Annotated in this window: 31 protein-coding genes and 1 other annotated feature; of the genes, 16 read left to right on the plus strand and 15 right to left on the minus strand. The window is 52.6% G+C overall.

The genetic code is table 11. The annotated features are described in order from the left end of the window. Nucleotides 1-90: 90 nt before the first annotated feature. Nucleotides 91-588 (plus strand): hypothetical protein, encoded by a 498-nt coding sequence (locus KNP95_RS09200; protein WP_251136218.1) that lies wholly within the window; start codon nt 91-93, stop codon nt 586-588. Between the two features lie 187 nt (nt 589-775). Here KNP95_RS09200 and KNP95_RS09205 read toward each other — a convergent pair whose 3' ends face one another. Then, the gene (locus KNP95_RS09205; RefSeq protein WP_251136217.1) at nt 776-1,321 is read right to left on the minus strand and encodes a hypothetical protein; all 546 of its coding nucleotides are present in this window, start codon (nt 1,319-1,321) and stop codon (nt 776-778) included. Nucleotides 1,322-1,400: 79 nt separating this feature from the next. Between KNP95_RS09205 and KNP95_RS09210 the strand changes: the two genes are divergently transcribed. Then, nucleotides 1,401-2,057: a TVP38/TMEM64 family protein gene (locus KNP95_RS09210; RefSeq protein ID WP_214801536.1), complete on the plus strand. Its 657-nt coding sequence runs from the start codon at nt 1,401-1,403 to the stop codon at nt 2,055-2,057. Between the two features lie 29 nt (nt 2,058-2,086). Here KNP95_RS09210 and queF read toward each other — a convergent pair whose 3' ends face one another. The 4 genes from queF to queC are packed head-to-tail and all read right to left on the minus strand — an operon-like array spanning nt 2,087 to nt 4,378. Beyond that, the gene (queF, locus tag KNP95_RS09215; protein WP_021068099.1) at nt 2,087-2,575 is read right to left on the minus strand and encodes a preQ(1) synthase; all 489 of its coding nucleotides are present in this window, start codon (nt 2,573-2,575) and stop codon (nt 2,087-2,089) included. Between the two features lie 11 nt (nt 2,576-2,586). Then, the gene (gene queE, locus KNP95_RS09220; protein ID WP_251128948.1) at nt 2,587-3,282 is read right to left on the minus strand and encodes a 7-carboxy-7-deazaguanine synthase QueE; all 696 of its coding nucleotides are present in this window, start codon (nt 3,280-3,282) and stop codon (nt 2,587-2,589) included. Beyond that, on the minus strand, nt 3,282-3,737 hold the full coding sequence (gene queD, locus KNP95_RS09225; protein WP_214709252.1) for a 6-carboxytetrahydropterin synthase QueD: 456 nt from the start codon (nt 3,735-3,737) through the stop codon (nt 3,282-3,284). The genes queE and queD overlap by 1 nt, the downstream gene beginning before the upstream one ends. Then, on the minus strand, nt 3,734-4,378 hold the full coding sequence (queC, locus tag KNP95_RS09230; protein ID WP_214836765.1) for a 7-cyano-7-deazaguanine synthase QueC: 645 nt from the start codon (nt 4,376-4,378) through the stop codon (nt 3,734-3,736). The genes queD and queC overlap by 4 nt, the downstream gene beginning before the upstream one ends. A gap of 208 nt (nt 4,379-4,586) precedes the next feature. On the opposite strand from queC, the gene nhaC reads away from it, so the two are divergent. Then, nucleotides 4,587-5,963 carry a Na+/H+ antiporter NhaC gene (gene nhaC / locus KNP95_RS09235; protein ID WP_214832899.1) on the plus strand — a complete coding sequence of 459 codons (1,377 nt, stop codon included), beginning with the start codon at nt 4,587-4,589 and terminating at the stop codon, nt 5,961-5,963. 60 nt (nt 5,964-6,023) lie between these two features. Here the strand turns inward: nhaC and KNP95_RS09240 are convergent, their stop codons facing one another. Then, entirely contained in the window at nt 6,024-6,497 is a 474-nt protein-coding gene (locus KNP95_RS09240) for an NUDIX hydrolase (protein ID WP_034805169.1), read from the minus strand. Nucleotides 6,498-6,620: 123 nt separating this feature from the next. Here KNP95_RS09240 and KNP95_RS09245 point away from each other — a divergent pair, with 123 nt between their 5' ends. The 4 genes from KNP95_RS09245 to KNP95_RS09260 all read left to right on the plus strand — a co-directional run bounded on the left by KNP95_RS09245 (nt 6,621) and on the right by KNP95_RS09260 (nt 9,979). After that, nucleotides 6,621-7,211: a DNA-3-methyladenine glycosylase gene (locus KNP95_RS09245; protein WP_214836768.1), complete on the plus strand. Its 591-nt coding sequence runs from the start codon at nt 6,621-6,623 to the stop codon at nt 7,209-7,211. Nucleotides 7,212-7,279: 68 nt separating this feature from the next. Further along, nucleotides 7,280-7,792 carry a type 1 glutamine amidotransferase domain-containing protein gene (locus KNP95_RS09250; RefSeq protein WP_029596270.1) on the plus strand — a complete coding sequence of 171 codons (513 nt, stop codon included), beginning with the start codon at nt 7,280-7,282 and terminating at the stop codon, nt 7,790-7,792. A 117-nt stretch (nt 7,793-7,909) separates the two neighbouring features. Next, complete coding sequence (locus KNP95_RS09255; protein WP_353048988.1) at nt 7,910-9,055, plus strand: MFS transporter; 1,146 nt, start codon at nt 7,910-7,912, stop codon at nt 9,053-9,055. Between the two features lie 90 nt (nt 9,056-9,145). Then, complete coding sequence (locus tag KNP95_RS09260; protein WP_021068108.1) at nt 9,146-9,979, plus strand: undecaprenyl-diphosphate phosphatase; 834 nt, start codon at nt 9,146-9,148, stop codon at nt 9,977-9,979. Between the two features lie 165 nt (nt 9,980-10,144). Here KNP95_RS09260 and bshB2 read toward each other — a convergent pair whose 3' ends face one another. The 3 genes from bshB2 to pdxK are packed head-to-tail and all read right to left on the minus strand — an operon-like array spanning nt 10,145 to nt 12,044. Continuing rightward, nucleotides 10,145-10,798, minus strand: coding sequence for a bacillithiol biosynthesis deacetylase BshB2 (gene bshB2 / locus KNP95_RS09265; RefSeq protein WP_034805162.1), 654 nt, complete (start codon nt 10,796-10,798; stop codon nt 10,145-10,147). Then, a complete protein-coding gene (locus KNP95_RS09270) occupies nt 10,795-11,166 on the minus strand; it encodes a YojF family protein (protein WP_214836771.1) in 372 nt (123 codons plus the stop codon). The genes bshB2 and KNP95_RS09270 overlap by 4 nt, the downstream gene beginning before the upstream one ends. Before the next feature lie 53 nt (nt 11,167-11,219). Continuing rightward, nucleotides 11,220-12,044, minus strand: coding sequence for a pyridoxine/pyridoxal/pyridoxamine kinase (pdxK, locus tag KNP95_RS09275; RefSeq protein WP_021068111.1), 825 nt, complete (start codon nt 12,042-12,044; stop codon nt 11,220-11,222). A gap of 187 nt (nt 12,045-12,231) precedes the next feature. Between pdxK and cbpA the strand changes: the two genes are divergently transcribed. Beyond that, on the plus strand, nt 12,232-12,867 hold the full coding sequence (gene cbpA / locus KNP95_RS09280; protein ID WP_021068112.1) for a cyclic di-AMP binding protein CbpA: 636 nt from the start codon (nt 12,232-12,234) through the stop codon (nt 12,865-12,867). Between the two features lie 34 nt (nt 12,868-12,901). Here cbpA and KNP95_RS16065 read toward each other — a convergent pair whose 3' ends face one another. From KNP95_RS16065 to KNP95_RS09295, 4 genes are all read right to left on the minus strand, one after another. Continuing rightward, nucleotides 12,902-13,057 carry a GNAT family N-acetyltransferase gene (locus KNP95_RS16065; RefSeq protein WP_251138517.1) on the minus strand — a complete coding sequence of 52 codons (156 nt, stop codon included), beginning with the start codon at nt 13,055-13,057 and terminating at the stop codon, nt 12,902-12,904. A 15-nt stretch (nt 13,058-13,072) separates the two neighbouring features. After that, the gene (locus KNP95_RS09285; RefSeq protein WP_251138518.1) at nt 13,073-13,426 is read right to left on the minus strand and encodes a GNAT family N-acetyltransferase; all 354 of its coding nucleotides are present in this window, start codon (nt 13,424-13,426) and stop codon (nt 13,073-13,075) included. Between the two features lie 56 nt (nt 13,427-13,482). Then, nucleotides 13,483-14,370 (minus strand): diacylglycerol/lipid kinase family protein, encoded by an 888-nt coding sequence (locus KNP95_RS09290; RefSeq protein ID WP_021068114.1) that lies wholly within the window; start codon nt 14,368-14,370, stop codon nt 13,483-13,485. Between the two features lie 92 nt (nt 14,371-14,462). Next, nucleotides 14,463-14,837, minus strand: coding sequence for a hypothetical protein (locus KNP95_RS09295; RefSeq protein ID WP_021068115.1), 375 nt, complete (start codon nt 14,835-14,837; stop codon nt 14,463-14,465). A gap of 159 nt (nt 14,838-14,996) precedes the next feature. Here KNP95_RS09295 and KNP95_RS09300 point away from each other — a divergent pair, with 159 nt between their 5' ends. From KNP95_RS09300 to KNP95_RS09315, 4 genes are all read left to right on the plus strand, one after another. Then, nucleotides 14,997-15,428, plus strand: a complete 432-nt coding sequence (locus KNP95_RS09300) for a MarR family winged helix-turn-helix transcriptional regulator (RefSeq protein WP_021068116.1) — start codon at nt 14,997-14,999, stop codon at nt 15,426-15,428. A 124-nt stretch (nt 15,429-15,552) separates the two neighbouring features. After that, nucleotides 15,553-16,188 carry an FMN-dependent NADH-azoreductase gene (locus KNP95_RS09305; RefSeq protein WP_029596264.1) on the plus strand — a complete coding sequence of 212 codons (636 nt, stop codon included), beginning with the start codon at nt 15,553-15,555 and terminating at the stop codon, nt 16,186-16,188. An 80-nt stretch (nt 16,189-16,268) separates the two neighbouring features. Beyond that, nucleotides 16,269-16,946: a uracil-DNA glycosylase gene (locus KNP95_RS09310; protein WP_214832893.1), complete on the plus strand. Its 678-nt coding sequence runs from the start codon at nt 16,269-16,271 to the stop codon at nt 16,944-16,946. Nucleotides 16,947-17,068: 122 nt separating this feature from the next. Beyond that, nucleotides 17,069-17,265, plus strand: a binding site (T-box leader). A 53-nt stretch (nt 17,266-17,318) separates the two neighbouring features. Further along, nucleotides 17,319-18,881: an aromatic amino acid hydroxylase gene (locus tag KNP95_RS09315; RefSeq protein WP_214836774.1), complete on the plus strand. Its 1,563-nt coding sequence runs from the start codon at nt 17,319-17,321 to the stop codon at nt 18,879-18,881. Between the two features lie 40 nt (nt 18,882-18,921). Here the strand turns inward: KNP95_RS09315 and KNP95_RS09320 are convergent, their stop codons facing one another. Then, entirely contained in the window at nt 18,922-19,911 is a 990-nt protein-coding gene (locus KNP95_RS09320) for an alpha/beta hydrolase (protein ID WP_021068120.1), read from the minus strand. Between the two features lie 35 nt (nt 19,912-19,946). Further along, on the minus strand, nt 19,947-20,768 hold the full coding sequence (locus KNP95_RS09325; RefSeq protein ID WP_214718464.1) for a Cof-type HAD-IIB family hydrolase: 822 nt from the start codon (nt 20,766-20,768) through the stop codon (nt 19,947-19,949). A 125-nt stretch (nt 20,769-20,893) separates the two neighbouring features. Here KNP95_RS09325 and KNP95_RS09330 point away from each other — a divergent pair, with 125 nt between their 5' ends. From KNP95_RS09330 to KNP95_RS09345, 4 genes are all read left to right on the plus strand, one after another. Further along, nucleotides 20,894-21,586, plus strand: coding sequence for a response regulator transcription factor (locus KNP95_RS09330; RefSeq protein WP_021068122.1), 693 nt, complete (start codon nt 20,894-20,896; stop codon nt 21,584-21,586). Beyond that, nucleotides 21,583-22,962, plus strand: a complete 1,380-nt coding sequence (locus KNP95_RS09335) for a sensor histidine kinase (RefSeq protein ID WP_214834806.1) — start codon at nt 21,583-21,585, stop codon at nt 22,960-22,962. Before KNP95_RS09330 ends, KNP95_RS09335 begins: the two co-directional genes overlap by 4 nt. Nucleotides 22,963-23,026: 64 nt before the next feature. Continuing rightward, nucleotides 23,027-23,392 (plus strand): DUF1499 domain-containing protein, encoded by a 366-nt coding sequence (locus KNP95_RS09340; protein ID WP_214718462.1) that lies wholly within the window; start codon nt 23,027-23,029, stop codon nt 23,390-23,392. Beyond that, nucleotides 23,389-24,813: a dihydrolipoyl dehydrogenase family protein gene (locus KNP95_RS09345; RefSeq protein WP_214718461.1), complete on the plus strand. Its 1,425-nt coding sequence runs from the start codon at nt 23,389-23,391 to the stop codon at nt 24,811-24,813. Before KNP95_RS09340 ends, KNP95_RS09345 begins: the two co-directional genes overlap by 4 nt. Nucleotides 24,814-24,829 lie beyond the last annotated feature (16 nt).

The raw sequence follows: 24,829 nt of genomic DNA on the forward strand, positions 1-24,829 counted from the left end.
CGAAAAGCCGTGGCGCATGCCGCGGTTTTTTTGTGGGCATGAAACCAAATGGGGCCGCATCCGTATTATAGAAAAAAAGGGGGAGACATCATGGTCCATGCGTTTGCATTTGGAGAAGAAGTATACATCGATTCGACGGGGATGGGGGATTCGTTTTTCGAAGGGATGTTCGGTATCTTCCCGATTGTAATCATTAGTATCATCGGATTGTTTTTGTTCGCCGTGATGGCAGGCATCCGTAATCAAGTGAAGACGAATAGTATCTTGAAAGACATGCAACGGTTCGCCTCCGATTTAGCCGACCATCCGAGTGATGAATCGGCGAATCGGCTCGCCGACTATTTGCGGGACGTGACCTCGTTCCCGGTGCATCGCACACAGATGGAGCCGTTTCGGGTCGCGCTCGGGAGCTATCAGTTGGTCATGGAGTCGCCGCACGTACACGACGAGACGAAAGAGCGGATTGACCGCCAATATAAACGGCTCGGCATTTTGGACGGGGAAAAGTTCGCCGACGAGCCGGCACCGCGCCGCCGTTCAAGCTCGCATCATCACAATCATCATGACCATCATAATCACCACATGTGAAAAACGCGCCAGGGAATGTTCCCCGGCGCGTTTTCGGCGCACTTGAATCGTATCTGGTTAGGAACGAGTGACAAGTAAAGGTGTCATCGGTCATCGGTAATTGGTTGGTCCATGGCCGTATGCTCATCCTAGACGTAGGAACAAGTGGTGGCGCCAATCCTTGACCCGGAGTCTCACCGGGCCAAGGTCACATGTAACGACTCGGGTCAAAGTCAATCTCCGTTCGATAGTTGGCCGCGTTGATGGCGTTTGAGATGCGGTTCGCCCGCTTCTCGACGTCAATCGCTTTCAAGCGATATAGCTCCGGATCGTAGAGTGCATGCTTGATGACGGCAGTCCCTTCACCAAAACCGTATTGAAACTCGCGCTTCGGACGCTCGGATAGTTCTTGATACATGCGGGCCTGAGCACGTAGTTGAATCGCGAACTCAATGGCCTCGACGAGCGGGAGTGGCCCGTCGTGCGTCTCGATTACCGTCTTCAAGTTCGCCTCATAAACGAGACGATCGAGACAACGCATATCTCGACGAATCGACTCGAGTTCGACTTCGATATCCTCGAGTGAGCGCGATTGAATCGTCGGGAGCGGCTCGTCTTTCTCGAGTTCGATGAACGCGACGCGCTCGACTTCTTCTAACAATTTATCAATCTGCTTATGGAGCAGGCTCTTCAGTTTGATGGCATCTGCCAAGTACATAGGGATTCCTCCTTCTGCTTTTTCTAACCGTACCATAATGTGACTCCTAAAAAAAGGAAGGCGTTACTTTTTCGAGACGAGGCGATATGATGAAAGAAAGAGAGGAGGGCGACCGATGAACAAGTGGAAAACGCAATGGATGATTGCCATCGTCTTGGTCGTGTTCGGGACGGCGATGTTCCTCTATCAATGGATCGATTTGCGACCAGCGGAGATTCAGGATTATATCGTTCAATTCGGTTGGCTCGCCCCGCTCGTCTATATCATCCTGTTCACGTTTCGTCCGCTTATCCTGTTTCCGACGTCCGTCCTATCTGTCGCCGGCGGCTTGGCGTTCGGGACGTTCGCCGGCGTTGTCTATACGGTCATCGGGGCCACACTCAGCGCGCTCGTCGCGTATTACGTGGCGATTCGCTTTGGCGACCGCTTTTTGCATCATTTCGAAGCGAGCAGCTATGAGAAGCTCCAACATAAAATCGAAGAGGACGGGTTCTTTTACGTTTTGATTTTACGCCTGATTCCGCTCGTCAACTTTGACTTGGTCAGTTATGCCTCCGGGCTGGCGAAAGTGCGACTCCCGGCATACGTGCTCGCGACGACGGTCGGCATGATTCCGGGGGCGTTCGCCAACAACTTCCTCGGCAGCAGTATCGCGAGTGGAGACTTTAAGATGATCATCCTCGCCCTCGTCGTCTTAGTCGTCCTGACGCTCGTTGCAACCGTGTTCCGCGAACCGATTAAACGACAAATTAATCGCTATAAAAAGAAGTAGGCGCTCAACGGGAGCGCCTACTTTTTGATTTATCGGTTGTCGACTGTCTCAGGATACAAGTCGTGATTGAACAAACGATGTTCAGCCATTCTTTCGTATTTCGTGCCCGGTTTTCCGTAGTTGTAGTACGGGTCGATCGAGATGCCGCCGCGGGGCGTGAACTTGCCCCACACTTCGAGATAACGTGGCTCCATCAACTTGACGAGGTCTTTCCCGATGACGTTGATGCAGTTTTCGTGGAAATCGCCGTGGTTGCGGAAGCTGAACAAGTACAACTTGAGCGATTTCGACTCGACGAGCTTCTCGTCCGGGATGTATGAGATGTAAATCGTCGCGAAGTCCGGTTGATTCGTGATCGGGCAGAGTGACGTGAACTCTGGGGCGTTGAACTTCACGAAGTAGTCGTTCTCCGGGTGACGGTTCGGGAACGCCTCGAGGACGTCCGGTGCGTATTCAAAAATGTATGGGACGCTCTTCTGTCCGAGGAGCGACAAGTCTTGTAAGTCTTCTGGTCTCATAGGTATTCTCCTTAGACGCCACGTTCGTTGGCGTACAGTAATGTGTGCAGTTGTGGCAGGACACGGACGCTTTGCCATGACGGGTCACGGGCTACGTCCTCCCACAGTTCTTTTAAGCGACGGAGCTGGGCGTCGGTGATGTCACCGTCCGCACCGGGCTCAGGATTGCCGGCCGATAAGTACATGACGTCCGGGGTGTAGCGCGTCTGGACCGATTTCGCATAGGCGAGGTCAATCTCGTCGAAGACGGCGACTTTGAACGTTGTCTGTTCGGGACGTAGCCGTTCGACGATGGCGTCGAGTTTCTCCCAGTCGGTCGTCATGCCGGAAGACGGTGGTTTCGGGCTGAGCGTCACGTCGTCGATGTCAGCGAGCCAATCCTGATAGCGACTGCCTTGCGTCTCGACGGCGAGTTTGACGTCACGCGCCTTCAGTTTCGTCACCAAGTCTTTCATCGCGGCGATGAGGAGCGGGTTGCCGCCCGAGATGGTGACGTAGTCATACACACCGAGCGCGTCGAGCCGTTCGATCACCTCGTCGGCTGTGAGCATGTCAGGTTTTTCTGAGCCGTCCCAAGTGAAGGCGGAGTCGCACCACGAACAGCGATAATCGCAACCGGCGGTCCGGACGAACATCGTCTTTTGCCCGATGGCGCGGCCTTCCCCTTGAAACGTCGGGCCGAACACTTCGAGGACAGGGATTTTCATCAGTCCACCAACCATTCGCGGCGGAACTCGGCGTACGAGGTCGGCGTCTCGTACAGTTTGACGAATTCGACGCGGACGTCGCGCTCGTCAGGCAAGTGCTTGGCGAGCTGTTCGAAAATCCAGTAGCACATGTTTTCGGCAGTCGTGTTCATATAAGGTAACGACTCATTCAAATAACGATGGTCGAGGTATGGTTCGAGTTCTTCTTTAAAGATGGCTTTTAAATCACCAAAGTCGAGCGTCATGCCACGGTTATCGAGAAAACCGCTGATGCCCATTTGCAATTTATACGTATGTCCGTGCAGCGCGCGGCATTTGCCGTCATAATCGAACAAGTGATGAGCGGCGTCGAACGTCACTTCTTTGACGATTTGGACGCGGTGCGGACAATAGATGAGCGAGCCTTCTTGTTTGGCTTCGACACTCGTCGGGGCGAGGAATGGGGCGTTCTTCATACGCGTACCTCCTCATAAGCGGCGAGGCCGTTTTGACGGAGCACGCAAGCCGGGCATTCGCCGCAACCTGATCCGAGGATGCCGTTATAGCACGTGAGCGTCCGTTCTTTGACGTAATCGAACGCACCGAGCTGATCCGCGAGTTCCCACGTCTGCTTTTTATCGAGCCACATGAGCGGCGTGTCGATGACGAACGGATAGTCCATCGCCAAGTTGAGCGTCACGTTCAAGGACTTGACGAATTGGTCCCGGCAATCCGGGTAACCGGAGAAGTCGGTTTCACATACACCGGTGACGATGTGATGCATCCCGAGCTGTTTGGCCATAACGGCCGCAAAGGATAAGAATAAGTGATTGCGTCCATCGACGAACGTGTTTGGGACGTCCGCATTGTCGATATCGAGATCATGTCTCGTGAGCGCATTAGAGGTGAGTTGTCCAAGTAAGGACAAGTCGAGGACGTGGTGCGGGACATCGAGTTCGGCCGCAATCTCTTTTGCGACCTCGATTTCCGCGTCATGGCGTTGCCCGTAGGCGAACGTCACCGCTTCCACATGAGAGAATTGTTGTTTTGCCCAAAATAGGCAGGTGGTTGAATCTTGACCGCCACTAAAGACGACCAATGCTTTTTCGTGTTGCAACGTGCACACTTCCTTTTTCGCTAGTTTTGATGTCGGAGGAGGTTACGAACTCCGGAGGTCACCCTCGAGCGTTTACTTTACCATAAAAAGACGTTTGACAGGGAAAAGAGAAGCAGGTATAGTAAAGAACATCACTGAAACACTTTCGCGCATAAAAGCGTTTAAGCGGTTGGGTAGAAAATGATGAAACTGAAAGGAGGGGACGTCGATGCAGATGAAAGGAAAAGAGGCTGTATTCGTCGTGCTGATGAGCGGTATTTCCCTGCTCGCACTGATGTTTTTGGCCAAAGCGACGCCACATATGGCGATCTTTGGCACAATGGTATTAATAGGGGGTTACGCGTATTATCGGACGCGTGATTTCAAACAAATTGAAGCGGCGATGATTAGCGGGATTCGTGAAGCCATCATGCCGGTCTTGATTTTACTGTTGATCGGGATGTTGATTGGCGTATGGCAAATGTCTGGCACGGTGGCGACAATCCTCTCCATCGGTTTAGATACAATTTCAGCACAATGGTTCTTGCCGAGCGTCCTGCTCATCACGATGATCGTCTCGTCGTTCACGGGTAGTGCCTTCACGACAGTCGGTACGGTCGGGGTCGCCTTGTTCGGAATCGGGATGGCGCTCGGGATCTCTCCGGCGCTCGCGGCCGGGGCCATCGTTTCGGGTGCACTCTTCGGTGACAAGATGAGTCCGCTATCGGATACGACGAACTTTGCACCGGCCGTGGCTGGTGTCAAACTATTCGACCATATCCGCTTTATGATGGGGACGACCGTACCGGCCATCCTCATCACCCTCGTCTTGTTCACGCTTCTCGGTCGGAGCGGTCAAGCGGCGGATACGACGCAAATCGCTGAAGCGCAGGCGGCACTCGCTGGACGATTCAACTTGTCATGGTTGACGCTTCTCGCGCCGGTTCTCGTCGCGGTGCTTGCGTTCCGTCGCATGCCGGTCTTGCCGACGATGCTCGTCGGGATGTTCGCCGGAGTGTTGACGGCTGGTTTCGTTCAAGGCAACTGGAACGTCACAAACTGGTTCGGTGTCATGCAGGCCGGGTTCAAGTCGGGTGTCGAGAACGAGACGATTGCAGCTGTGCTCGATCGTGGCGGACTCGAGTCGATGCTCTGGTCGGTCAGTCTCGTCTTGATTGCGCTCGCGTTCGGTGGCTTGCTCCGTGAGCTCGGCGTATTCCAAGCGATTGTCGATGCGTTGCTCGAACGATTGAAATCACCAGGCAGCTCGGTGTTGTCGGTCGTCCTCAGCTCGATTGGCGTCAACTTGCTCGCGGGCGAACAGTACTTGTCAATCTTGCTCCCAGGTCAAGCGTTCAAGCAAGGGTTCATCGATCGCGGCATCGATCCCCGTTACTTGTCACGTGCCCTCGAAGACGGTGGGACGGTCATCAACCCGCTCATCCCATGGGGCGTGTCGGGTGCGTTCTTCGCCGCTACACTCGGGGTGCCGGTGCTTGAATACGCACCATTCGCCTTCTTCCTCTGGCTCAGCCCGATTTTCTCGATTATTCTCGGATACGTGAAGTTGGGAAAGCAGCGTGAGACGATGCGAATCGCATCTTAATCGAATCACTCAAAAAAACCATCTAGGACAATTAAAGGTCCTGGATGGTTTTTGAGTGTCTCAAGTAAAAGAGCTCTCAAGTTCCCATAGCGCATCTCCGAACTGGTCGATGAGCGCCTGAGCCCTCGATTCGATGTTCGATGGCAAGTCAGCTCTTGAGAAATACTGCAAGTCCAGACTTTCTCCGTCGTTCATGGCTAACGCCCCTTGCACGCGCTTCGCATGGAAGAGGTTGATGACACTATGCGTTTCGTCTCCGTTCGGATACTTGAAGTAAAACTTCGGTCCCGAACAGACACCGACGAGTTCAAATTGATTCGTTTCAAGCCCTGTCTCTTCATTCAATTCACGAGCGGCCACTTCTTCTAACGTCTCATTCAACTCCATCGAGCCTCCGGGCAATCCCCAATCATTCGTATCGGACCGATGTTGGAACAACAGCTCCCCGTATTCGTTCAAAACGAGGATGGTCGCCCCGACACTGATGAGCGGCCTGCTCCCCACTGTCTGTCTTAACTCTAGAAGATACCCCATCTTTCTTCGCCTCGCTTTCTCGTATGTCATACCATTCGATTCCGATCATGAATTCCCTTTGACTACGAAGGGCATTTTTTTTGTGTCCGTGCGCTAACGTTTGAGAAAATAGGTGGAGGAGGGATGACGATGAAACGACTCGACCTATCATTTTATGAACAACCGACGATTGAATTGGCCCGATCGCTGCTTGGTAAGTATCTCGTCCACAATCATTTCGACGGTCAAATTGTCGGGAAAATCGTCGAGACGGAAGCGTACCTTGGTGCCATCGATCGAGCGGCCCATAGCTTCGGCGGCAGACGGACGAATCGGACCGAGGTCATGTTCGGGATGCCGGGACACGTCTATACGTATCAGATGCACACGCATACACTCTTGAACGTCGTGAGCGGTCCGGTCGGCACGCCGGAAGCCGTCCTCATCCGAGCCATCGAGCCGATTGAAGGACAGGCGATTATCGACATGCATCGTCCTGGCATCAAACGGTTCGATCAGACGAACGGTCCTGGGAAACTGACGAAAGCGCTCGGGATCACGATGGACTTGTACGGGCATTCGCTCCAACATGAACCGCTCTATATCGTCGAAGGGGAAGTCATTCCAGACATCGAGGCCGGTCCGCGCATCGGGATTCCGAACACGGGCGAAGCGCGTGACTATCCGTATCGCTTCTTCGAACGGACCAATCCGTACGTCTCCAAGTTTCGCTGAATGTTTATGGTCCGGTTAGTTGTGGAACACTCCCTATGTGCTTAAAAATAATGAGGGAGTGTTTCAATATGGCAAAAGTAGCAACGCTAATCACAGACATGTTTGAAGACGTAGAGTTCACGGGTCCACGCGACGCATTGGTGGAAGCGGGGCACGAAGTTGTCACGATTGAAAAGAAAGCTGGGAATACAGTCGAAGGCAAACAAGGGGAGTCGAAGGTCACAATCGACAAAGCCATCGACGACGTCTCACCAGAAGACTTTGACGCACTGCTCTTACCGGGCGGATTCTCACCTGATTTATTGCGCGAAGATGACCGTTTCGTCCAGTTCGCGAAAGCGTTCATGGACGCGAAAAAGCCGGTGTTCGCCATTTGTCACGGACCACAGCTGTTGATTACGGCGAAGACGCTCGAAGGCCGCGATGCGACGGGCTACAAGTCGATTAAAGTCGACATGGAATACGCTGGAGCGAAGTATGCGGACAAAGAAGTCGTCGTCTGCCAAGAACAGCTCGTGACGAGCCGTCAACCGGACGACATCCCGGCGTTCAATCGCGAGATGCTCAATCTGCTTAAATAATGTGCAGGCCACGGAATGTTTCCGTGGCTTTTTTTTTGTGTCAGCGGGAATAGACAAACAAGGAGGAGATGTATGATGAAAAGAGCACGTTCACCTAGTTAAGTCGGTCGAAACGTTGTGTTGCTTGGTTGGATGCGTTGGTTCGATGCGCTCATCCCAGCCTACACGATTGAACGTCTGTTTTGGGAGTCGCGGACGATCACGATTCAAGAGGTTGTCTATCTCGAAATGATTTACGCCGTCCTCGTCGTGATGCTTGAAGTGCCGACGGGTGTCCTCGCCGACCGATTTGAGCGGCGGCGGCTGATGCAGATCGGGGTCGGGTTGGAATGTCTATCGTTTATCGTTCTACTGTTGTCGTTCTCGTTTGTCGGGTTTGCTGTCGCCATCGGCTTGTCAGGCATTGGAGCGGCGTTTCGAAGCGGGGCCGAGAATGCGTTGCTGTATGAGACGCTCGAACAGGACGGAAAGGCGGGAACGTTTGAACGTACAGTCGGTCGATTGAACGTCATCGGAATCGTCGCAGCCGTGCTCGCGGCTCTCAGTGGCAGTCTGTTGGCGACACGCTTCCCGTTTGAGCTGAATTACGTGCTGTCGATTGTCAGTTTGTTCATCGCGACGACATGCAGCCTCGGTCTGATTGAAACAAAGCGAGTCGTATCGGACGAACGGTTGATGTGGGCGGACATCGCGGCCGGTTTCCGCTTTATTCGGCAACATCGTCGCGTGTTTATCGTAACGTCGTTGTTTGTTGTGACCATTAGTGCGTTCAATTTTATCGATGAGTTCTGGCAGTTGTATGCGCGCGACGTCGCGCTTCCGCTTTATTGGTTCGGGATGCTATCAACGATTCTACTGCTCATCCAAATACCTGGACAGTTGATCGCACCGGTGCTGTTACGTTTCGCCACGGCCGAGCGTTGGTTGCGCTGGATTGGCTGGGGCATCGGTATTGGCTTTGTCATCCTCGGTCTGTATCCAGGGCCGACCGGTCTCGTGATGATGGTCGGAATGGCCTGTCTCATCGGGATCGTTGAACCGCTCTATCTCGGGGCGTTGCACCACCGTGTCCCGTCCACGATTCGGGCGACGACGGAATCGTCCGTCTCGATGTTGCTGCATGGCGGCATCATCCTGTTCGGGCTCGTGTTTGCCGTCGGGGCAGGGGTGACGCTGTTCGCCGCCTTTTTGTTCATCGGGATTACCGTTTGTGTGCATCAAGCGATTGTCACGGTCAGAGCGTGGAAAGAGGATGCTTCCTGAAGCGTCCTCTTTTTTTACGTCTCAAGACCTAGGGCGGTTGAGAATAAATTTGTGTATGATAAGAAACAATACTGGAGTAGGAGATAAACAATGGAATGGTATGAATTATTTATTGGCTTTTTGCTAGGCGTCGTCGAAGGACTGACAGAGTTTGCTCCGGTATCGTCAACGGGACATATGATTCTCGTGGATGACCTGTGGCTCAACTCGAGCAGCTTCCTCGGTCAAGAGGTGGCGAACACATTTAAGATCGTAATTCAGCTCGGTTCGATTTTAGCGGTCATCGTCGTATTTCGAAATCGATTCAAAGAGTTGTTGAATCCGAAGGAGTTGCTCGCGATTCGCAGCAGCGGGCCGACAAAGAAACTGAACTTGCTGCATATCTTCATCGGTCTGCTCCCGGCAGGCGTGCTCGGGCTATTGTTTGAAGACTATATCGACGAGAACTTGTTCTCGATCAAGACCGTTTTAATCGGACTCGTCATCGGAGCATTCTTCATGATTGCCGCGGATTTGTCAGGCGTGAAGCGTCAAACGACAGCAACGCTCGATGAGATTTCGTATAAACAAGCGCTCGGTGTCGGCTTGATTCAATGTTTCTCGCTCTGGCCAGGTTTTTCACGCTCAGGGTCGACCATCTCGGGCGGTGTCCTCTTAGGGATGAGTCACCGGGCCGCGGCAGATTTTACATTCATCATGGCCGTACCGATCATGTTCGGTGCTAGTGCGCTGTCGCTCTACAGCAAATGGGAGTACTTTACGATGGCGACCCTACCGGTCTTCGTTGTCGGATTCATTAGCGCGTTCTTGTTCGCGCTCTTGTCGATTAAGTTCTTCTTGAAGTTGATCAACAAAGTGAAGTTGACGCCGTTCGCGATTTATCGCATCGTGTTGGCGGCTGTGATTTACTTCTTGTACTTCTAAGAAAAAAAGCGCATGTCAGCACATGCGCTTTGAAACCAATGATCCATCAAGTTCGTATAACCAAGTAGAGGTGAGAACATGGAACATATCGTTGTCGTATTGGGAACGTTAATCGGCTTAGGAGCTGTCGGTACATTATTGTACGTGACACGCCTTGCCTATGAATCATGAGAACGGATAGTGATAGAAGCGCTCACGTTGGAGTAACTCCATGACGTGGGCGTTTTCTGCGTTGTCGATGGCGCGTAACAGGCCTTCCGTCTGTGAACGGTGGGCGAGCAACGCCTCACGCTTCGCCGTGCTCTCTTGACCGACTTCGATGACTACGTGCGGTTTTCCGAGTTCGGCGTCGGTGCGATGGTCGAACGCGACTCCTAAAAATTCAGGACGCTTCGAGGCATCGATGTCTTGCAACGCTCGGACGACCGCACGTGCCGTCGCCTCGTGATCAGGGTGGACGGCGTAACCCGGATAGAAGGAGATAACGCGTGCCGGCTGTACTTCCTCGATTAAGGCGCTGAAACGTGCCGCCAGTTCCGCTTCGTCTTCGAATTCGACGGTTTTGTCGCGAAGTCCCCACATGCGGAGGTCATCGATGCCCATGACGGCACACGCTTCCTCGAGCTCATGTTTACGAATTTTCGGCAACTCTTCACGCGTCGTGAAAATCGGCGAACCCATATTGCGGCCCATCTCACCGAGCGTCAGGCAGACGTACGTGACCGGGAATCCGTGTTTATGGTGTTGGATAATCGTCCCGGCCGAGCTGAACGCTTCATCATCGGGATGCGGAAAAATAACGAGTAATGGTCCATTCATTGGCTTTCCACCTCCGAGGCTCCTTGCGGGAGCGGTTTGATGTCTAAGTGTAAGGCGCAGGCGAGACGTCCGAGACGATCATGGCCGGCGAGCAGGAGCTGGTCTCCGTGCTGTTCGTAGTCGGTCAAACCTTCGACGTAAAGCCAACCGTGATCGAATTTCAAGCCGACCCGGTATGGTCCATCACCCTTGATTTGGCCGATGCTATATTCGATGACGACGTTGCGAATGAACATACCGGCGTTATGGAAATCAGGGTCGTTATGCGTCGCATACGCCCCGTTCGTCGTCTCGACATGGACATAGAGCGGCATGGATACATGCGCGTCCAAATAAGTCTGGATGGTTGTAGGTTGAATTGATTTCACGCGGTTCCCTCCAATGGAAACGATGACCCGAGACATGCGTCCCGGGCCACCCGTTATGATTGTGTTGCTAGTTTTTTGCGGTAACCGGTATGGTTCGTTGGCCCAACGTATTGGTTGAGGCGGAACGAATGACGGACCGCTTCCGTGATGAACTCTTTTCCGATTTCGATGGCTTCATCGACCGAGTGACCGTTCGCGAGTGACGCCGCGATAGCTGACGAGAACGTGCAGCCGCCGCCGTGTGTGAAGGCAGGGTCGATTTTTTCGCTCTCGAGGAGGCGATACTCGTTGCCGTCGTAAAGCACGTCGAATGCTGTGTCGAAGCCGAGCTTGCCACCGACTTTGACGATGACGATTTCAGCGCCGAGTTCATGGATCAAGCGAGCAGCCTCTTTGATTTCTTCCATCGTTGAAGGTGTCTTATCGAGGCCAGCGAGCATACGCGCCTCGAACAAGTTTGGTGTGATGATTTTAGCGACCGGCACGAGGTGCTTGCGCATCGCGACCGCGACGTCCGGGTTGAGAATCTCGTCGGCACCTTTACATGCCATGACTGGGTCGACGACCGCGTTTTGGATGCCGTACTCTTTAATTTTACGGGCAGCGAGTTCGATAATCTCTGGAGTCGGGAGCATACCTGTCTTGACAGCATCGACACCAATCCCAGCGAGGACCGTATCAATCTGTTTCTCGATCAATGTCGTGTCGATCGGGAACACTTCGTGATGCCACGCGTTATGTGGGTCTTGAGCCACGATGACCGTGAGGGCGGTCATGCCGTAAACACCGAGCTCTTCCATCGTTTTCAAGTCAGCTTGGATGCCTGCACCGCCACTCGTATCCGAGCCAGCGATTGTTAAAGCTTTTTTCATCGTCATAGTCGTTCAATCCCCTTTGTCTGTTTGGATAGTTTCACTATAACGACTTTTTGGCGTTACGACAAATCCCGAGGTCGCATTCAGACCGGAATAAGTTTTGAAAATTGATGGCAGGATTTCAATCGTATTTGGGGAATAGTAATGAATAGGGTGTAGACCACTTTCAATTGGCTAGGAGGAAAACCGCATGTTAGTGCATAGCTTATGCATTCCGAAGAAAGATGTCGTCACAATCAGTGAAAAGGCGACATTGCGCGAGGCGCTCGACACGCTCGAAAAGACAGGATACCGTTGTGTCCCTGTACTCGATGAGACGGGAACGTTTTTCCGCGGTAATATTTATAAAATGCATATTTATCGCCACGGGATGAGCGGGGCGAGCCTAGACGATAACGTCATGGAACTCATCAAGAACACACAAAAGTACGTCCACGAGTCAGACGGCTTTTTCAAAGTCTTCTTCTCAATCAAAGAACTTCCGTATATCGCGGTCTTGAAAGACGAGAGCAACGAATTTTACGGGATTTTGCCACACGGGAAGATGCTCGGCATGCTCGAAGAGGCATGGAGCCGTGACACGGGGAGTTATGTCGTCACGATTGCACTCAGTGAGCAGGCAGGGGCGCTCGAGAAAATCACGAAAGTCATCAGCAAATATTCATCAATCGCCAGCCTTATGACGCTTGACGCCAAGAGCAAGGTGTTGCGTCGTGTGTTAATCACGTTGCCGCCGGACTGTGACGAGAAGACAAAAGACAAGATTGTCGCCAAACTCGAACAAAAAGGGTTCCGCGTCGTCGAAGTCGAGAATTTAAATAACTGACGAAAGGCCTTCCTCGATGCGAGGAAGGCCTTATTCAATCCAATCGTTTTTCCATCCGGATATCCGGCCAAAATTGACCGTCCCAGTACGTGAATGCCTCGATACGGGCAATTTCGTGATAACCGAGCTTTTGATAGAGGCGATGCGCCGCTTCGTTGAATCCGAACACACCTAGCTCGATGCGTGGCACACCTTGGGCACGAAGTCAATTTGCCAACAACGTGAGGGCTGCGGTGCCGACGCCTTTCCCGCGACCTGTCTGTTCACCGATGACCAGACCAAGCCAAGCGCTGCCGCGTTCTTTGTCATACAAGTGCGGGGCGTCATAGATGACGTTCACCTCGCCGATGAGCCGATCATCGTCGTAAATCAAGAAAATATCGTGCGTGTCCAGACGTTCCGTCAAGTCTGCGACCGTCATGTGGTGTTCCGCGACGAGTTCGGCTTCGGATCGGGCCGGACGAATCAAATGGACGATGGCGGGATCGTTATTCCAACGATTGAACGTCGCGACGATGGCGTCGGACGCTTCTCGCAATGGGACGAGCGAGATGGGCATCGAGTTCCCCTCCTTTCAGGCATCCTTCTTTGCCCTCGAACTGAAAAGTCCCCTTTTTACTGAATCGGCTTCAAGACGTTGAGGTGGCTCGGAAGCACTTCGAACGTGAGCGGGAGTTTACCGCCCGTATCTCCGTCGGCATTGACCGGAAGTGATTCTGGCGAGTCGACATGGACCCGTTTCGTCGTGAAGGACGTGACGCTGTCCGTCTCTTTCAACTTGCCGGTGAAGAGGGCCGGCGCGAGTTGGATGGCGTCTTTAAAGCCGAGGTTCTCAAACAGATAGACGTGAAGTAACCCATCGTTCAGTTCGGCGTCCGGTTCAAAGTTTTCAAACCCGCCGACCGAGTTCGTGAGGGCGATGACGACCAAATAGGCGTCTCCATCGAACGTGTGCTCTTCGGCTTGGACCGACAAGGCGTATGGACTATGCTCACGGAACGCTTTGATTCCTTCAATCAAGTAGGCGAACGGGCCCCATTTTGTCTTCTCTTCGACACTGACCTCGTCGACAGCCTCGGCGATGAGGCCGATCGCGATGACGTTCATGAAGTAGCCGTTCTCGTATTTACCGATATCCATCGGTGTCGGTTGCGCCGTCTTGAGCGCCTCGATGGCATCTGCGGGGTCGCTAGGGACACCGAGCGCGCGTGCGAGATCGTTGACGGTACCGAGCGGGATGATGCCGAAATCAGGACGATGATCGGCTTCGGCGAGCCCCGTTACGGCCTCGTTTAGTGTCCCGTCGCCACCCATCGCGATGACAGCTTTATATTGTTTCGATGCCGCTTCTTTCGCAAAATGTGTGGCATCGTCTGCTTTCTCCGTGAACCGGACATCGACGTTGCCGTAACGCTCTCGCAAGACCTCCTCCGCGGCCGCGGCGTGTTCTTTCCCTAACTCTTTCCCAGACGACGGGTTGACGATTAACATGACTGTATCCATCAAAGTACATTCCCCTTTTCACATTCAGATATTGTCATGTATTCCCGTCCTGTGGCGAGGCTAGTCATAAAAAAACAACACAGACGTGTTGTTTAATAATGGCGGAATGCCGACATATCAAGGTGGCTAGCATCTGATTCGTCGACGGCGAGTTCAATCTTCAAATGTTCATGGAACGGCGAATCGAATGCACCCATGCAGGCGACCGGTTCATGGTCAGGGACGGGGGACTTACGTTTCGTTTTGACGAACAAGTAGTCCTCACGCGACAACGTCAATAAGAAGCGTTCGACCGCATGGGGTTCGCGCGTGACGTTCGGCCATGGCAAGTGATTGAATAGTAAAAAGACCGCGCCTTCTTTTTCGAGCGCATAGTCTGGGGCGATCCCTTCCCGGTTCAACAACTCGATGACCGTACTCAAATAGGCTTGTTTAATCGTCAATGAAATCTCGTAATACTCACGCATACCGTCCACCCTTTCTAAAAATCGCAATAATTCCATTCTATACGTTTCAGACAGAGGCGACAATGAAGAAGTTTCTTGACGAAGCGTTTTTCCCACCGTATACTGCTCATGTCCTGCTATACTAAAGGTAAATGATGAACGAATTGAGGTGAAACCGACATGATTGAATCACTCGAATTGAAGGCATGGATCGTCTTGGCACGAGCGATGGACGCAATCAGTGACCGTGTGAAGGACGATTTACGACGCCACCAATTGAATTCAACAGAGTTCGGTGTTTTATCCGTCTTGTATAAACGAGGGGATACCCCGCTCCAGCAAATCGGAGACCAAATTTTGATTACGAGCGGAAGCGTCACGTACGTGATTGATAAGCTTGAAAAACGTGGCTTAATTGAGCGTGTGGCTTGCCCGTCTGACCGACGCGTCACATACGCCTCGTTGACAGAGGAAGGTAAGCGCTTGATGGACGTCGTCTATCCAGAGCATATCGAGATTTTTAAAGACATCTATGGTCCCCTTAGCGACCAAGAGACTGAACAGTTAATCGATTTATTGAAACGAGTCGGTTATAACGCGGCAGGCAAATAACACCTGCCTGTTTATTTTTGGCCATTTATCTTGAAGTTAAACTAATTGACTGTGAGATATACAGATGATATAGTTCTAACTGTTGTTACAAAAATAGAGATCACACTTATGGAGGAACCCATTTATGAAAAAGGTATTATACGTATCGGCTAACCCGAAACCAACAGAATTGTCATACAGCAAACAAGTCGCAGAAACGTTCATGACGACACTCACGAACGAGAATGCGTCACTCGAAGTCGAAGCGATCGAATTATACGATGTCGATGTTCAAGAAATCGACGGCGACGTCCTCAGTGCATGGGGCAAATTCGCTTCAGGCGAAGCCCTCACTGACGTCGAAGCGGCTAAAGTCGCGACGATGAACGGCATGCTCGAGAAGTTCATGGAAGCTGACATGTACGTGTTCGCAACACCGATGTGGAACTTCTTCTTCCCAGCTCGCATGAAAATGTTCCTCGACAGCGTATTGACTGCTGGTAAAACGTTCCGTTATACAGAACAAGGCCCAGTCGGTCTTCTCGAGAACAAACAAGCGATCCACATCCAAGGTACGGGTGGAATCTACACAGGTACAGACCTCAACTTCGCAGACGCATACCTTCGTCAAGCACTCGCATTCGTAGGCGTGACAGAAGTGACGACACTTCCAGTTGAAGGCATGAACCAATACCCAGACAAAATCGAAGAAATCGTTGCTGACGCAAAAGCGAAAGCCGAAGCACTTGCGAAAGAAGTCGCAGGCGCAGTCACAGTATAATGATCAAGGCGAGTCCAATCGGGCTCGCCTTTTTGTGTGCCATCGATTCGGGTATGATAAGACGGAAAGGGGAGAAACACATGGGAGAACAGTTATCAAATCGCCTGCTCGGGGATTGGAGCGACATCATCGCATCCGAGATGGCCGAGCCTTATTTTACTAACTTGAAAGCGTTCGTCGATGAGGCGTATGCGTCATCGACCGTATATCCGGCCCGAGAAGACATTTGGAATGCGTTCGTCTATACGAAGTTCAAGGACGTCAAATGCGTCATTCTCGGACAAGATCCATACCATGGGCCAAACCAAGCGCATGGACTGAGTTTCTCGGTCCAAGACGGTGTACGTTTCCCACCGTCGCTTCGAAATATCTTTCAAGAATTGCATGACGATATCGGCTGTCCCGTACCGACCAGCGGGAATTTAGAAGCATGGGCTCGTCAAGGCGTGTTGCTGCTCAACACCGCGCTCACGGTCGAAGCAGGCAAAGCCGGTTCGCATCGGGGACAGGGCTGGGAGCAGTTCACCGATTCCATTATCGAGCGACTTGGACAGCGGGAAGAGCCGCTCGTGTTCATCTTATGGGGGAACGACGCGAAGAAGAAACAGAAATTTATTGGCCCGCAACACGCCGTCTTGACCTCGGTCCACCCGAGTCCGCTCTCGTCGCATCGCGGCTTTTTCGGATCGAAGCCATTCTCGCAAGTGAATGCGAAGTTGAGTGAGTGGGGACAACATGAAATCGATTGGTGTTTGTGACAGTCTGCAGATGCGGACTGTTTTTTTGTTGACGGCGTCCGAATCGTCTGTTATCGTTACTAGCAACAAGATACTTTAGCGCTTAAAAGCGAATGTGCATAGAAGCATAACTGTATAACAGTATAAAAGCAATGACCGAACCGAAGTAGAGACATCTTCCCTGGCCCAGAGAGCGTGTGGTGCTGTGAACACGCCCATAGGATGAATCGAATTACAGTTCGCGAGCTCTCACTTGTTGAGCGGTCCCCCGTTATCGGAGTAGAGTGACTAGACGTCCGTCTAGTAATCAGGGTGGTACCGCGGCATAGTCGTCCCTATCGAGTGAATCGATAGGGATTTTTTTACGTTCAGTCAACTAAAGGAGGAAACATCATGCTCACACAAATCATTCCACGCCATTTGGCCCCTCATATTTCGCCACAGTTCTACGACGAGTACACGCCGACCGATCATGCTGTCTGGCGCTTCGTATTGCGACTGAACTTGCACACGCTTGAAGGTAAGGCCCATCCGTTTTACATCGAAGGGTTGAAAAAGACGGGGATGGGACCTGAGCGTCTCCCGAACGTCGAACAGATGACCGAAGAGATGCGGTCGGCCGGTTGGTCGACGGTCGCAGTCGATGGTCTCATTCCAGGCGTCGCCTTCTTTGATTTCCAAGGCAACGGGATGTTGCCGGTCGCGACCGATATCCGAAAAGTCGAGAATATTTTGTACAGTCCGGCACCGGATATCATCCACGAGGCGGCCGGCCATGCGCCGATGTTGATGGATCCTGAATTTTCACAGATTGTGAAGCGGTTCGGTCAGCTCGGGGCGAGGTCATTCATGAATCGAGAAGAACATGCCTCGTTTGCAGCACTGAAACGATTGACCGTCGTGAAGGAGAATGCGAACTCGACGGACGAGGAGATTGCGGCAGCCGAAGCGTCTGTTCATGCGGCCAAAGCCCAAGTGACCGGTTTCTCGGAAGCACAACAAGTCGCCCGCATCTTTTGGTGGACGGTCGAGTTTGGTCTCATCGGTGATGTAGACAATCCACTCATCTACGGGGCAGGCCTGTTATCTTCGGTCGGAGAGAGCCGTCACTGTTTGACAGACGCCGTCACGAAGCATCCATTCAATTTGGAGCATGCCCTCGAGACGAAGCAAGACGTGACGAATATGCAACGCGAGTTATTCGTCATTCCAGACTTTGAAGCGTTGAAGGACGCGCTAGACGAACTCGAGTCACGGATGGCGGTCAACCAAGGTGGGATCGCTTCGCTCGAGAAGGCGCTTGCGTCGGGCAGTCAATCGACCGTCCGACTGGAAGACGGGACGGACCGCGTCGGTGTGATTCGTCACGTGACACGCTCTGGAGCCCATGCCCTCATCCAATGGGACGACTGTGTGAACGTCAATCACGGTCAATTGATGAACTTGCATAATCATGGCCTGCTCGTGCTCGATGGACCGCTTCAAGACGTGTTGGCGACAGCGGACATTCGGTTAGACGGTCAAGTCGTCAGCGAGACGACAGAGGCGTTGCATCTCGAAGACGTCGTCATCACCATCGAAGGACGACAGATTAAACTGGAGACACTCGAAGTGAGACAAGATACGCTGCCGTCGATTTTTCCGGGCACCGAGATTGAAGAACTCGTCATCTTGGAGAAGCCGGTCCAGATCGAACGTGACGCCCGAGTATGGACGAACGATGACCCGATGTTCAATCAGGTCCGCAATATGCGGGAGCAAGGCGAGTCGATTGATGAGCTCGTGCCGACGATTCTTGCCGATCATCCCGATGCTTGGTTGCTCCACATCGAATGCTTGGAGCTCGTCGAGTCTGATGCGCTTCGACAGGCGTTGACGGAACGGTTGCACGCGTTACGTGAGACGTCACCGTCGCGGCATGAGTTGATTGGCCGCGCGCTCGCATTGCTCAACTGACAAAAATAATCCCCGCCCAATGATGGGCGGGGATTATTTTTTAACGCGTCGTTTCACGCAAGAACGTGATTAAACGGCGATACGTTGCACTGGCTGCCGGCTTATCCATTTCAAAATGGTAGTCGTGGCCGAGTGTGTGCTCGTTTCGGTCATAAAAGACGCTCGTGACGTCCGCACGACCTGAGAGGATCGTCGCAAATTCTTTCGCTTGCGTCTCGAACGAACCGGTGTTGCCATCGGTGATAAACGTCGGAACGAACGTGGCCGGGATATTGACGAGCGGTGACGCTTCCGCGACGACCGGCAAGTCTTCCCAATTGTACGTTCCGAAGTAAGCCCAACCAATCCGTTTGAACAAGAAGCGGTTGACCGCCTTCGATGACTCGATGATGCTTCGTTTTAAGTCATAAGGACCTGACATGAGAATCGTGCCGAGGATCGACGTTTTCGGAACGACTTGATTCACTTCGGCCGATGGTGCGTAGTCGTCGTTCAATTGAATACCGACGAACTGAGCGACGAGTTGGGCACCGTTCGAATCACCCGCAAAAAAGACGCGGTCGAGGTCGAGACGGAAGCGGTCATTGTTTTCCGCGATATACGTGTATGCTTCTTCAAGCTGCTGGAGCGGGACGGGATACGTAACGTCAGGGGCAAGGGCGTAGTTGACGCTGACGACGTTATAGCCGTTGCTCGCGATTGACGTCGCATATTTGAAGACGTCGGCCTTGTCGCCACCGACGAACGAACCGCCGTGCACCCAAAAGATGGTCGGAACAATTTGTTTCTCGCCTTCATAGCGAATCAAGTCGAACGTCCCGTTCTCATAGGCTGAATGATAGTCGATATCTTTCCGGACCGATGTTTTTTGAACGACTTCATCAAACCCTTTGATGGCCACTTCGTTCCCGCCGGCAAATGAGGTCTTAACGAGACGTGAGGTCGGTTTCGGGGACAAAAATACATAGGCGGCACCGGCGACAGCCGTACCGACCAGTCCAAGTCCTGCTCGTTTCAATCCTTTATTCATCGTAATTCCTCCTTGGTTCAATCCAGTTTGTTCACTTACCGATCAATGAGGACCGTTCCCATGAACGTCTCAATGACGTGGGCAATCCCGTCTTCGTTGTTTGATTTCGTGATGAAGTCGGCTTTGCCTTTGACCGTCGTGTTGGCGTTGCCCATGGCGACTCCGAGGCCGGCCCATTCAATCATCGTGAGGTCATTGTTCCCGTCACCACAAGCGATAACGTGGGCTTGCTCAATTCCGACGTGTTCGGCGAGGAAGGCGAGGCTCGTCCCTTTCGTCACACCCGCTTCAGTGAACTCAAGGAAAAACGGTTTTGAACGCGCGACAGCAAGTTTTCCTTCAAGTTCGACTTGCAGTTTCGTTTCGATTGGAGCGAGCGTGTCGCCGTCACCGAGCATGAGACATTTGACGACAGGCGTCGTGACCGCTTCTTTGAAATCGGCGACATGGATGACCGGCATCCCCGTCAATTCACCTTCGATATCAGTATACGGGTTCGGTTGATCGGTTACGATTTCGTTACCGATGTACGTATGAATCGCGATTTCTTCCCGGACACTGATATCATGGAGATGGGCGACCGTTTCCGGAAGCAACGTACTCGAGAAGATTTCTTCATTCGTCTCACAATTGATGATTGAGGCACCGTTGAATGAGAGAATATAGCTACCATATTTGGCAAGTTCGAGTTCACGGGCGGCATCCCACATCGCGTATGTCGGGCGACCGCTCGCGAGCACGACTTTATGTCCGCGTTCTTGTACATCTAGCAAGGCTGCTTTCGTCTTGGCGGAAATTGTATGGTCGCTCGTGAGGAGCGTATCGTCCATATCTAAAACAATCATCTTGTAACTCATAATGGTAAGGAGTCCTCCTTCAGAATCTAATGACTCCATCCTAATACGATTTGAGGTCAATTGACAACCTTGTCGCAAAAACGTAACTATAATGTAGAGTAGTGAACTTCAGAAGAGGTGGATATATGAATCGAATATTAGTAGCCGAAGATGAGCATGCGATTCGCAGCTTTATCATCGTTAATTTAAAACGAGCCGGATTTGACGTCTTTGAGGCGACGAACGGACGCGAGGCGGTCACAGCGTTCGACCGTGAGCCGTTCGATGTCGTCTTGCTCGACGTGATGATGCCTGAAATGGATGGATTCGAGGCATGCGCCGCCATCCGCGACTTAGATGAGAACGTCGGCATCATCATGCTGACGGCACGCACGCTTGAAGAAGATAAGATTGAAGGGCTCGGCAGAGGGGCGGACGATTATATCGCCAAGCCGTTTAGCCCAGGTGAGCTTGTGGCACGGATTCAAGCACTCCTGCGCCGTGTCGAGAAAGTGAAGCGTAAAGAGAAGAAACGGTTGAAGTCCGGACCGTTCGCCATCGATTTGGCGGCGAAGCAAGTGACGAAGTATGGGCAGGCGATTGATTTGACCCCGACCGAATACGATTTGATTTGTCACCTCGTCCAAAACGAGGAAGTCGTCTTATCGCGTGACGCGCTGTTAGATGCCGTCTGGGGCATCAATTACTTCGGGGACAGAAAGACGGTCGACGTCAACATCCGTCGTCTCCGTCAAAAGATTGAAGACGACCCGAGTCACCCGGCTTATATCGAGACGCTATGGGGGCATGGGTACAAGTGGCGGAGACATGACGGATGAAGCAACAGCTCGTCATTCGAATTATGCTCGTCATGACGTTCGTGCTCGTCTTGCTCGTGAGCGTCCTGTCGTACGGAACGTACCGCTATTACTATGAATATGAATCAGAGGCGCTACTCAGCCATGCGACGACGAGCGCCTATCTGTATCCACAGGCGCAAGTCGGATTCGAGACACCGAGCGCGTTCTCGGTGCTCGTTCGGACATTCGGCTATCCCGGTACCGATTTGACGATTGTCGACCGGACCGGTCAAATCATCAAGACGACAGGACAGCGGGCGCAACAGGCGGCCTTTTCGACCGAACAGTTGCAAGATCTCGCTCGAGGCGAGTCCGTCGTCCAAGACTACGATGCCGATGGGAATCACTATTTGTCGGTGACGAGTCCAATCATCACGGAAGAGACGAGTGAATTCGCCATCAGCTTCACGCGGCCGCTCGCCGACCTTGACACGTTGATTCGCGAGATTTGGATGGCTGTCGTCATGATTGGCATCTTGATTTGGCTGGTCGCGCTCTATGCTGTCATTCGGATTGCAGACCGCTTCGTGCGACCGATTCGAGACATCATTGAGACGGCCGATGAGATGGCACAAGGTGATTTCGATGTTGAAGTCTATTCCAATGAAAAACATGAGCTCGGGGCACTGGCCCGGACGCTCACATATTTAGGTGCGAAAGTCCAGCAGCACCAGTCGACGCGGAATGAATTTCTATCCAACGTGTCGCACGAATTGCGGACACCGCTCACTTCGATTAAAGGGTGGACGGAGACGATTCGAGGCGGGGACGAGAAAGTGTCGGACGAGACTGAGCTCGGTTTGAGCATCATCCATTCGGAGACGGAGCGGATGATCGGGCTCGTCGAGCAGCTGCTCGATTACACGAAGATTGAAGAGAGCCGGCTCGTCTTGTATCGGCAAGAACTTGATCTCGTGTCGTTGTTACGGAAAGTGACGATTCAATTGAAACAGTCGCTCGAAGACAAACAGATTACGCTCATTGAGCGATATCCGCAAAAGTCGATCGGACTGTTCGATGAGAACCGGCTGAAGCAAGTATTTTTAAACTTGCTCGAGAACGCCATCCGCTTCTCGCCAGAAGGTGGGACGTTGACGATACGGTTCGTGCAATCGGAGCGAGTCGCGTTCATCTCAATTATTGACGAGGGACCTGGTATTTCACGGGAACACTTGCAGCGCATCACTGAAATGTTCTATCAGGCGCAAGTGACGAAAGGGAGCAGCGGGCTCGGCTTGGCGATTGCTAAGGAGTTAATCGAGGCGCACGAAGGAAAGCTCGTTATCGAAAGTGAGATCGGTCATGGGACGACGGTGACCGTTCTCTTGCCGCTTGACCCGAGCGAACTGCATTAAAAGGGTTAAACCTTCCGAATTCAGGATACATGTAATTGTATGTAGAATGAGGGAGGTTTTTTTCATGGCAACGAAATCATTGAAGCCATTGTCAGGTAGTCCGAACGCCGTCTCGACCGAAACGACAATCGAAGCGCTACGCATGGAGCCGCTCCCATACGGGCGAGACCGCGCCGAGAGCATCGAGACAATCAAGATGGTGATGGGGCAACTGCCTCGGACCGAGCTCGTCAAGGAGACGGATGACACGCTCCATTATGTCGTGACAACGAAATTGATGCGCTTTAAGGATGACGTCGAATTCCGATTCGACGATGAGACAAGACAAATTGAATTCCGCTCGGCATCACGACTCGGTCACTCTGACTTTGGGGTGAACCGGAAACGGATGCAAGACGTGAGTGAACGCTATCGGAGGTTGATGAGATGAAGGATTATCAATTGATTGTGATTGGTGGGGGTGCGGCCGGAATGACGGTCGCGGCCGGTGCCGCAAATTTAGGGGCGAAAGTCGCTTTGGTCGAGAAGAAAAAACACCTTGGTGGAGACTGTCTTCACGTTGGGTGTGTCCCATCGAAAGCACTGATCGCCGCCTCGAAAGAAGCGAGCAGCATGATGCAAGCTGCCCGAGTGCTCGGAGCCGAGTTTGACGGCCGCGACCATTACCAGACGACGAAAGCACGCGTCGACCGTGCCCGTGCCATCATTCAAGACCATGACGGGACGGAACGTTTCGAAAAACTTGGGGTCGACGTATATATCGGCGAGGCCTCGTTCCAAAGCCCATACGAACTCAAAGTCGGTGACGATTTACTGATTGGGAAGAAATTCGTCATCGCGACCGGCTCGCAACCGACGATACCGCCGATTGACGGCTTGGACGACGTGCCATACTTAACGAATGAGCAAGTGTTTGAAGAAGAGACATTGCCGGAGAGCATCATCGTCATCGGGGCCGGGACGATCGGTCTCGAACTCGCCCAGTCGTTCGCTCGTCTCGGTAGCCAAGTGACCGTGCTCGAGGCACAGGATACGTTTTTACCGCGAGAAGACGAGTCGGTGAGCAAGTTGCTCCGTTCGCAGCTCGAGATGGCGATGCGCCTTAAAATCGGCATCAACATCAATCAAGTCTCGGAAGTCGACGGACGCGTTCACGTCACCGGCGAAATCGATGGCGAAACGGTCACGTACGAGGCGGACAAGCTGCTCGTGGCGACAGGACGGAAACCGAGAATCGATGAGCTTCGACTCGACCGGGCTCACGTCCACGTCAAAGACGGATTCGTCGACGTCACGTCGACGTACCGCACGTCACAACCTCATATATTCGCGATTGGCGATACGATTAAAACGTTACCGTTCACACACGCAGCTGGCGAGGAAGGAAAAGCGGTCGTGGCCAACGCCTTGTTCGGACTTTGGAACAAGGTCGACTACACGAAGATGCCGTGGATCACGTTCACGGAACCGGAAGTGTTCCACGTCGGCATGACCGAAGCTGAGGCACGGGAGCGCCATGGTGACGACGTCGAGGTGTTTGAAGCGAAACTGTCTGAGGTCGACCGCTTCGTCGCCGACCGACAAGAGACAGGTTTCGTCAAAATCATCACGCGCAAGAACGGCAAAATCATCGGCGGTCACGCCATCGGTATGACGGCCGGGGATTGGATGCAAATCGTCGTCTATGCGATGCAACGAGGCGATAAAATCGGCAAGCTGTCCCGCATGATTTATCCGTACCCGTCGCGAAGCGAGGCCGTGAAAAAAGTGGCCGACCTTTACTGGCGGAAACGCTTGTTCAACAGCCCGCTCACGGATTTGTCACGTAAGTATTTCGAATGGACTCGATAATAAAAAATCCCACTCT

The organism is Exiguobacterium sp. s36, assembly GCF_018618345.1.
In the GTDB taxonomy this organism is placed as follows: Bacteria; Bacillota; Bacilli; order Exiguobacteriales; family Exiguobacteriaceae; genus Exiguobacterium; species Exiguobacterium chiriqhucha.

Excerpts from the sequence above, each read along its gene's own strand:
- KNP95_RS09200 (WP_251136218.1), top strand. The coding sequence starts at position 91 with ATGGTCCATGCGTTTGCATTTGGAGAAGAAGTATACATCGATTCGACG.
- KNP95_RS09205 (WP_251136217.1), bottom strand. The coding sequence starts at position 1,321 with ATGGTACGGTTAGAAAAAGCAGAAGGAGGAATCCCTATGTACTTGGCA.
- KNP95_RS09210 (WP_214801536.1), top strand. The coding sequence starts at position 1,401 with ATGAACAAGTGGAAAACGCAATGGATGATTGCCATCGTCTTGGTCGTG.
- queF (WP_021068099.1), bottom strand. The coding sequence starts at position 2,575 with ATGAGACCAGAAGACTTACAAGACTTGTCGCTCCTCGGACAGAAGAGC.
- queE (WP_251128948.1), bottom strand. The coding sequence starts at position 3,282 with ATGAAAATCCCTGTCCTCGAAGTGTTCGGCCCGACGTTTCAAGGGGAA.
- queD (WP_214709252.1), bottom strand. The coding sequence starts at position 3,737 with ATGAAGAACGCCCCATTCCTCGCCCCGACGAGTGTCGAAGCCAAACAA.
- nhaC (WP_214832899.1), top strand. The coding sequence starts at position 4,587 with ATGCAGATGAAAGGAAAAGAGGCTGTATTCGTCGTGCTGATGAGCGGT.
- KNP95_RS09240 (WP_034805169.1), bottom strand. The coding sequence starts at position 6,497 with ATGGGGTATCTTCTAGAGTTAAGACAGACAGTGGGGAGCAGGCCGCTC.
- KNP95_RS09245 (WP_214836768.1), top strand. The coding sequence starts at position 6,621 with ATGACGATGAAACGACTCGACCTATCATTTTATGAACAACCGACGATT.
- KNP95_RS09250 (WP_029596270.1), top strand. The coding sequence starts at position 7,280 with ATGGCAAAAGTAGCAACGCTAATCACAGACATGTTTGAAGACGTAGAG.
- KNP95_RS09260 (WP_021068108.1), top strand. The coding sequence starts at position 9,146 with ATGGAATGGTATGAATTATTTATTGGCTTTTTGCTAGGCGTCGTCGAA.
- bshB2 (WP_034805162.1), bottom strand. The coding sequence starts at position 10,798 with ATGAATGGACCATTACTCGTTATTTTTCCGCATCCCGATGATGAAGCG.
- pdxK (WP_021068111.1), bottom strand. The coding sequence starts at position 12,044 with ATGACGATGAAAAAAGCTTTAACAATCGCTGGCTCGGATACGAGTGGC.
- cbpA (WP_021068112.1), top strand. The coding sequence starts at position 12,232 with ATGTTAGTGCATAGCTTATGCATTCCGAAGAAAGATGTCGTCACAATC.
- KNP95_RS09285 (WP_251138518.1), bottom strand. The coding sequence starts at position 13,426 with ATGCCCATCTCGCTCGTCCCATTGCGAGAAGCGTCCGACGCCATCGTC.
- KNP95_RS09290 (WP_021068114.1), bottom strand. The coding sequence starts at position 14,370 with ATGGATACAGTCATGTTAATCGTCAACCCGTCGTCTGGGAAAGAGTTA.
- KNP95_RS09295 (WP_021068115.1), bottom strand. The coding sequence starts at position 14,837 with ATGCGTGAGTATTACGAGATTTCATTGACGATTAAACAAGCCTATTTG.
- KNP95_RS09300 (WP_021068116.1), top strand. The coding sequence starts at position 14,997 with ATGATTGAATCACTCGAATTGAAGGCATGGATCGTCTTGGCACGAGCG.
- KNP95_RS09305 (WP_029596264.1), top strand. The coding sequence starts at position 15,553 with ATGAAAAAGGTATTATACGTATCGGCTAACCCGAAACCAACAGAATTG.
- KNP95_RS09310 (WP_214832893.1), top strand. The coding sequence starts at position 16,269 with ATGGGAGAACAGTTATCAAATCGCCTGCTCGGGGATTGGAGCGACATC.
- KNP95_RS09315 (WP_214836774.1), top strand. The coding sequence starts at position 17,319 with ATGCTCACACAAATCATTCCACGCCATTTGGCCCCTCATATTTCGCCA.
- KNP95_RS09320 (WP_021068120.1), bottom strand. The coding sequence starts at position 19,911 with ATGAATAAAGGATTGAAACGAGCAGGACTTGGACTGGTCGGTACGGCT.
- KNP95_RS09325 (WP_214718464.1), bottom strand. The coding sequence starts at position 20,768 with ATGAGTTACAAGATGATTGTTTTAGATATGGACGATACGCTCCTCACG.
- KNP95_RS09330 (WP_021068122.1), top strand. The coding sequence starts at position 20,894 with ATGAATCGAATATTAGTAGCCGAAGATGAGCATGCGATTCGCAGCTTT.
- KNP95_RS09335 (WP_214834806.1), top strand. The coding sequence starts at position 21,583 with ATGAAGCAACAGCTCGTCATTCGAATTATGCTCGTCATGACGTTCGTG.
- KNP95_RS09340 (WP_214718462.1), top strand. The coding sequence starts at position 23,027 with ATGGCAACGAAATCATTGAAGCCATTGTCAGGTAGTCCGAACGCCGTC.
- KNP95_RS09345 (WP_214718461.1), top strand. The coding sequence starts at position 23,389 with ATGAAGGATTATCAATTGATTGTGATTGGTGGGGGTGCGGCCGGAATG.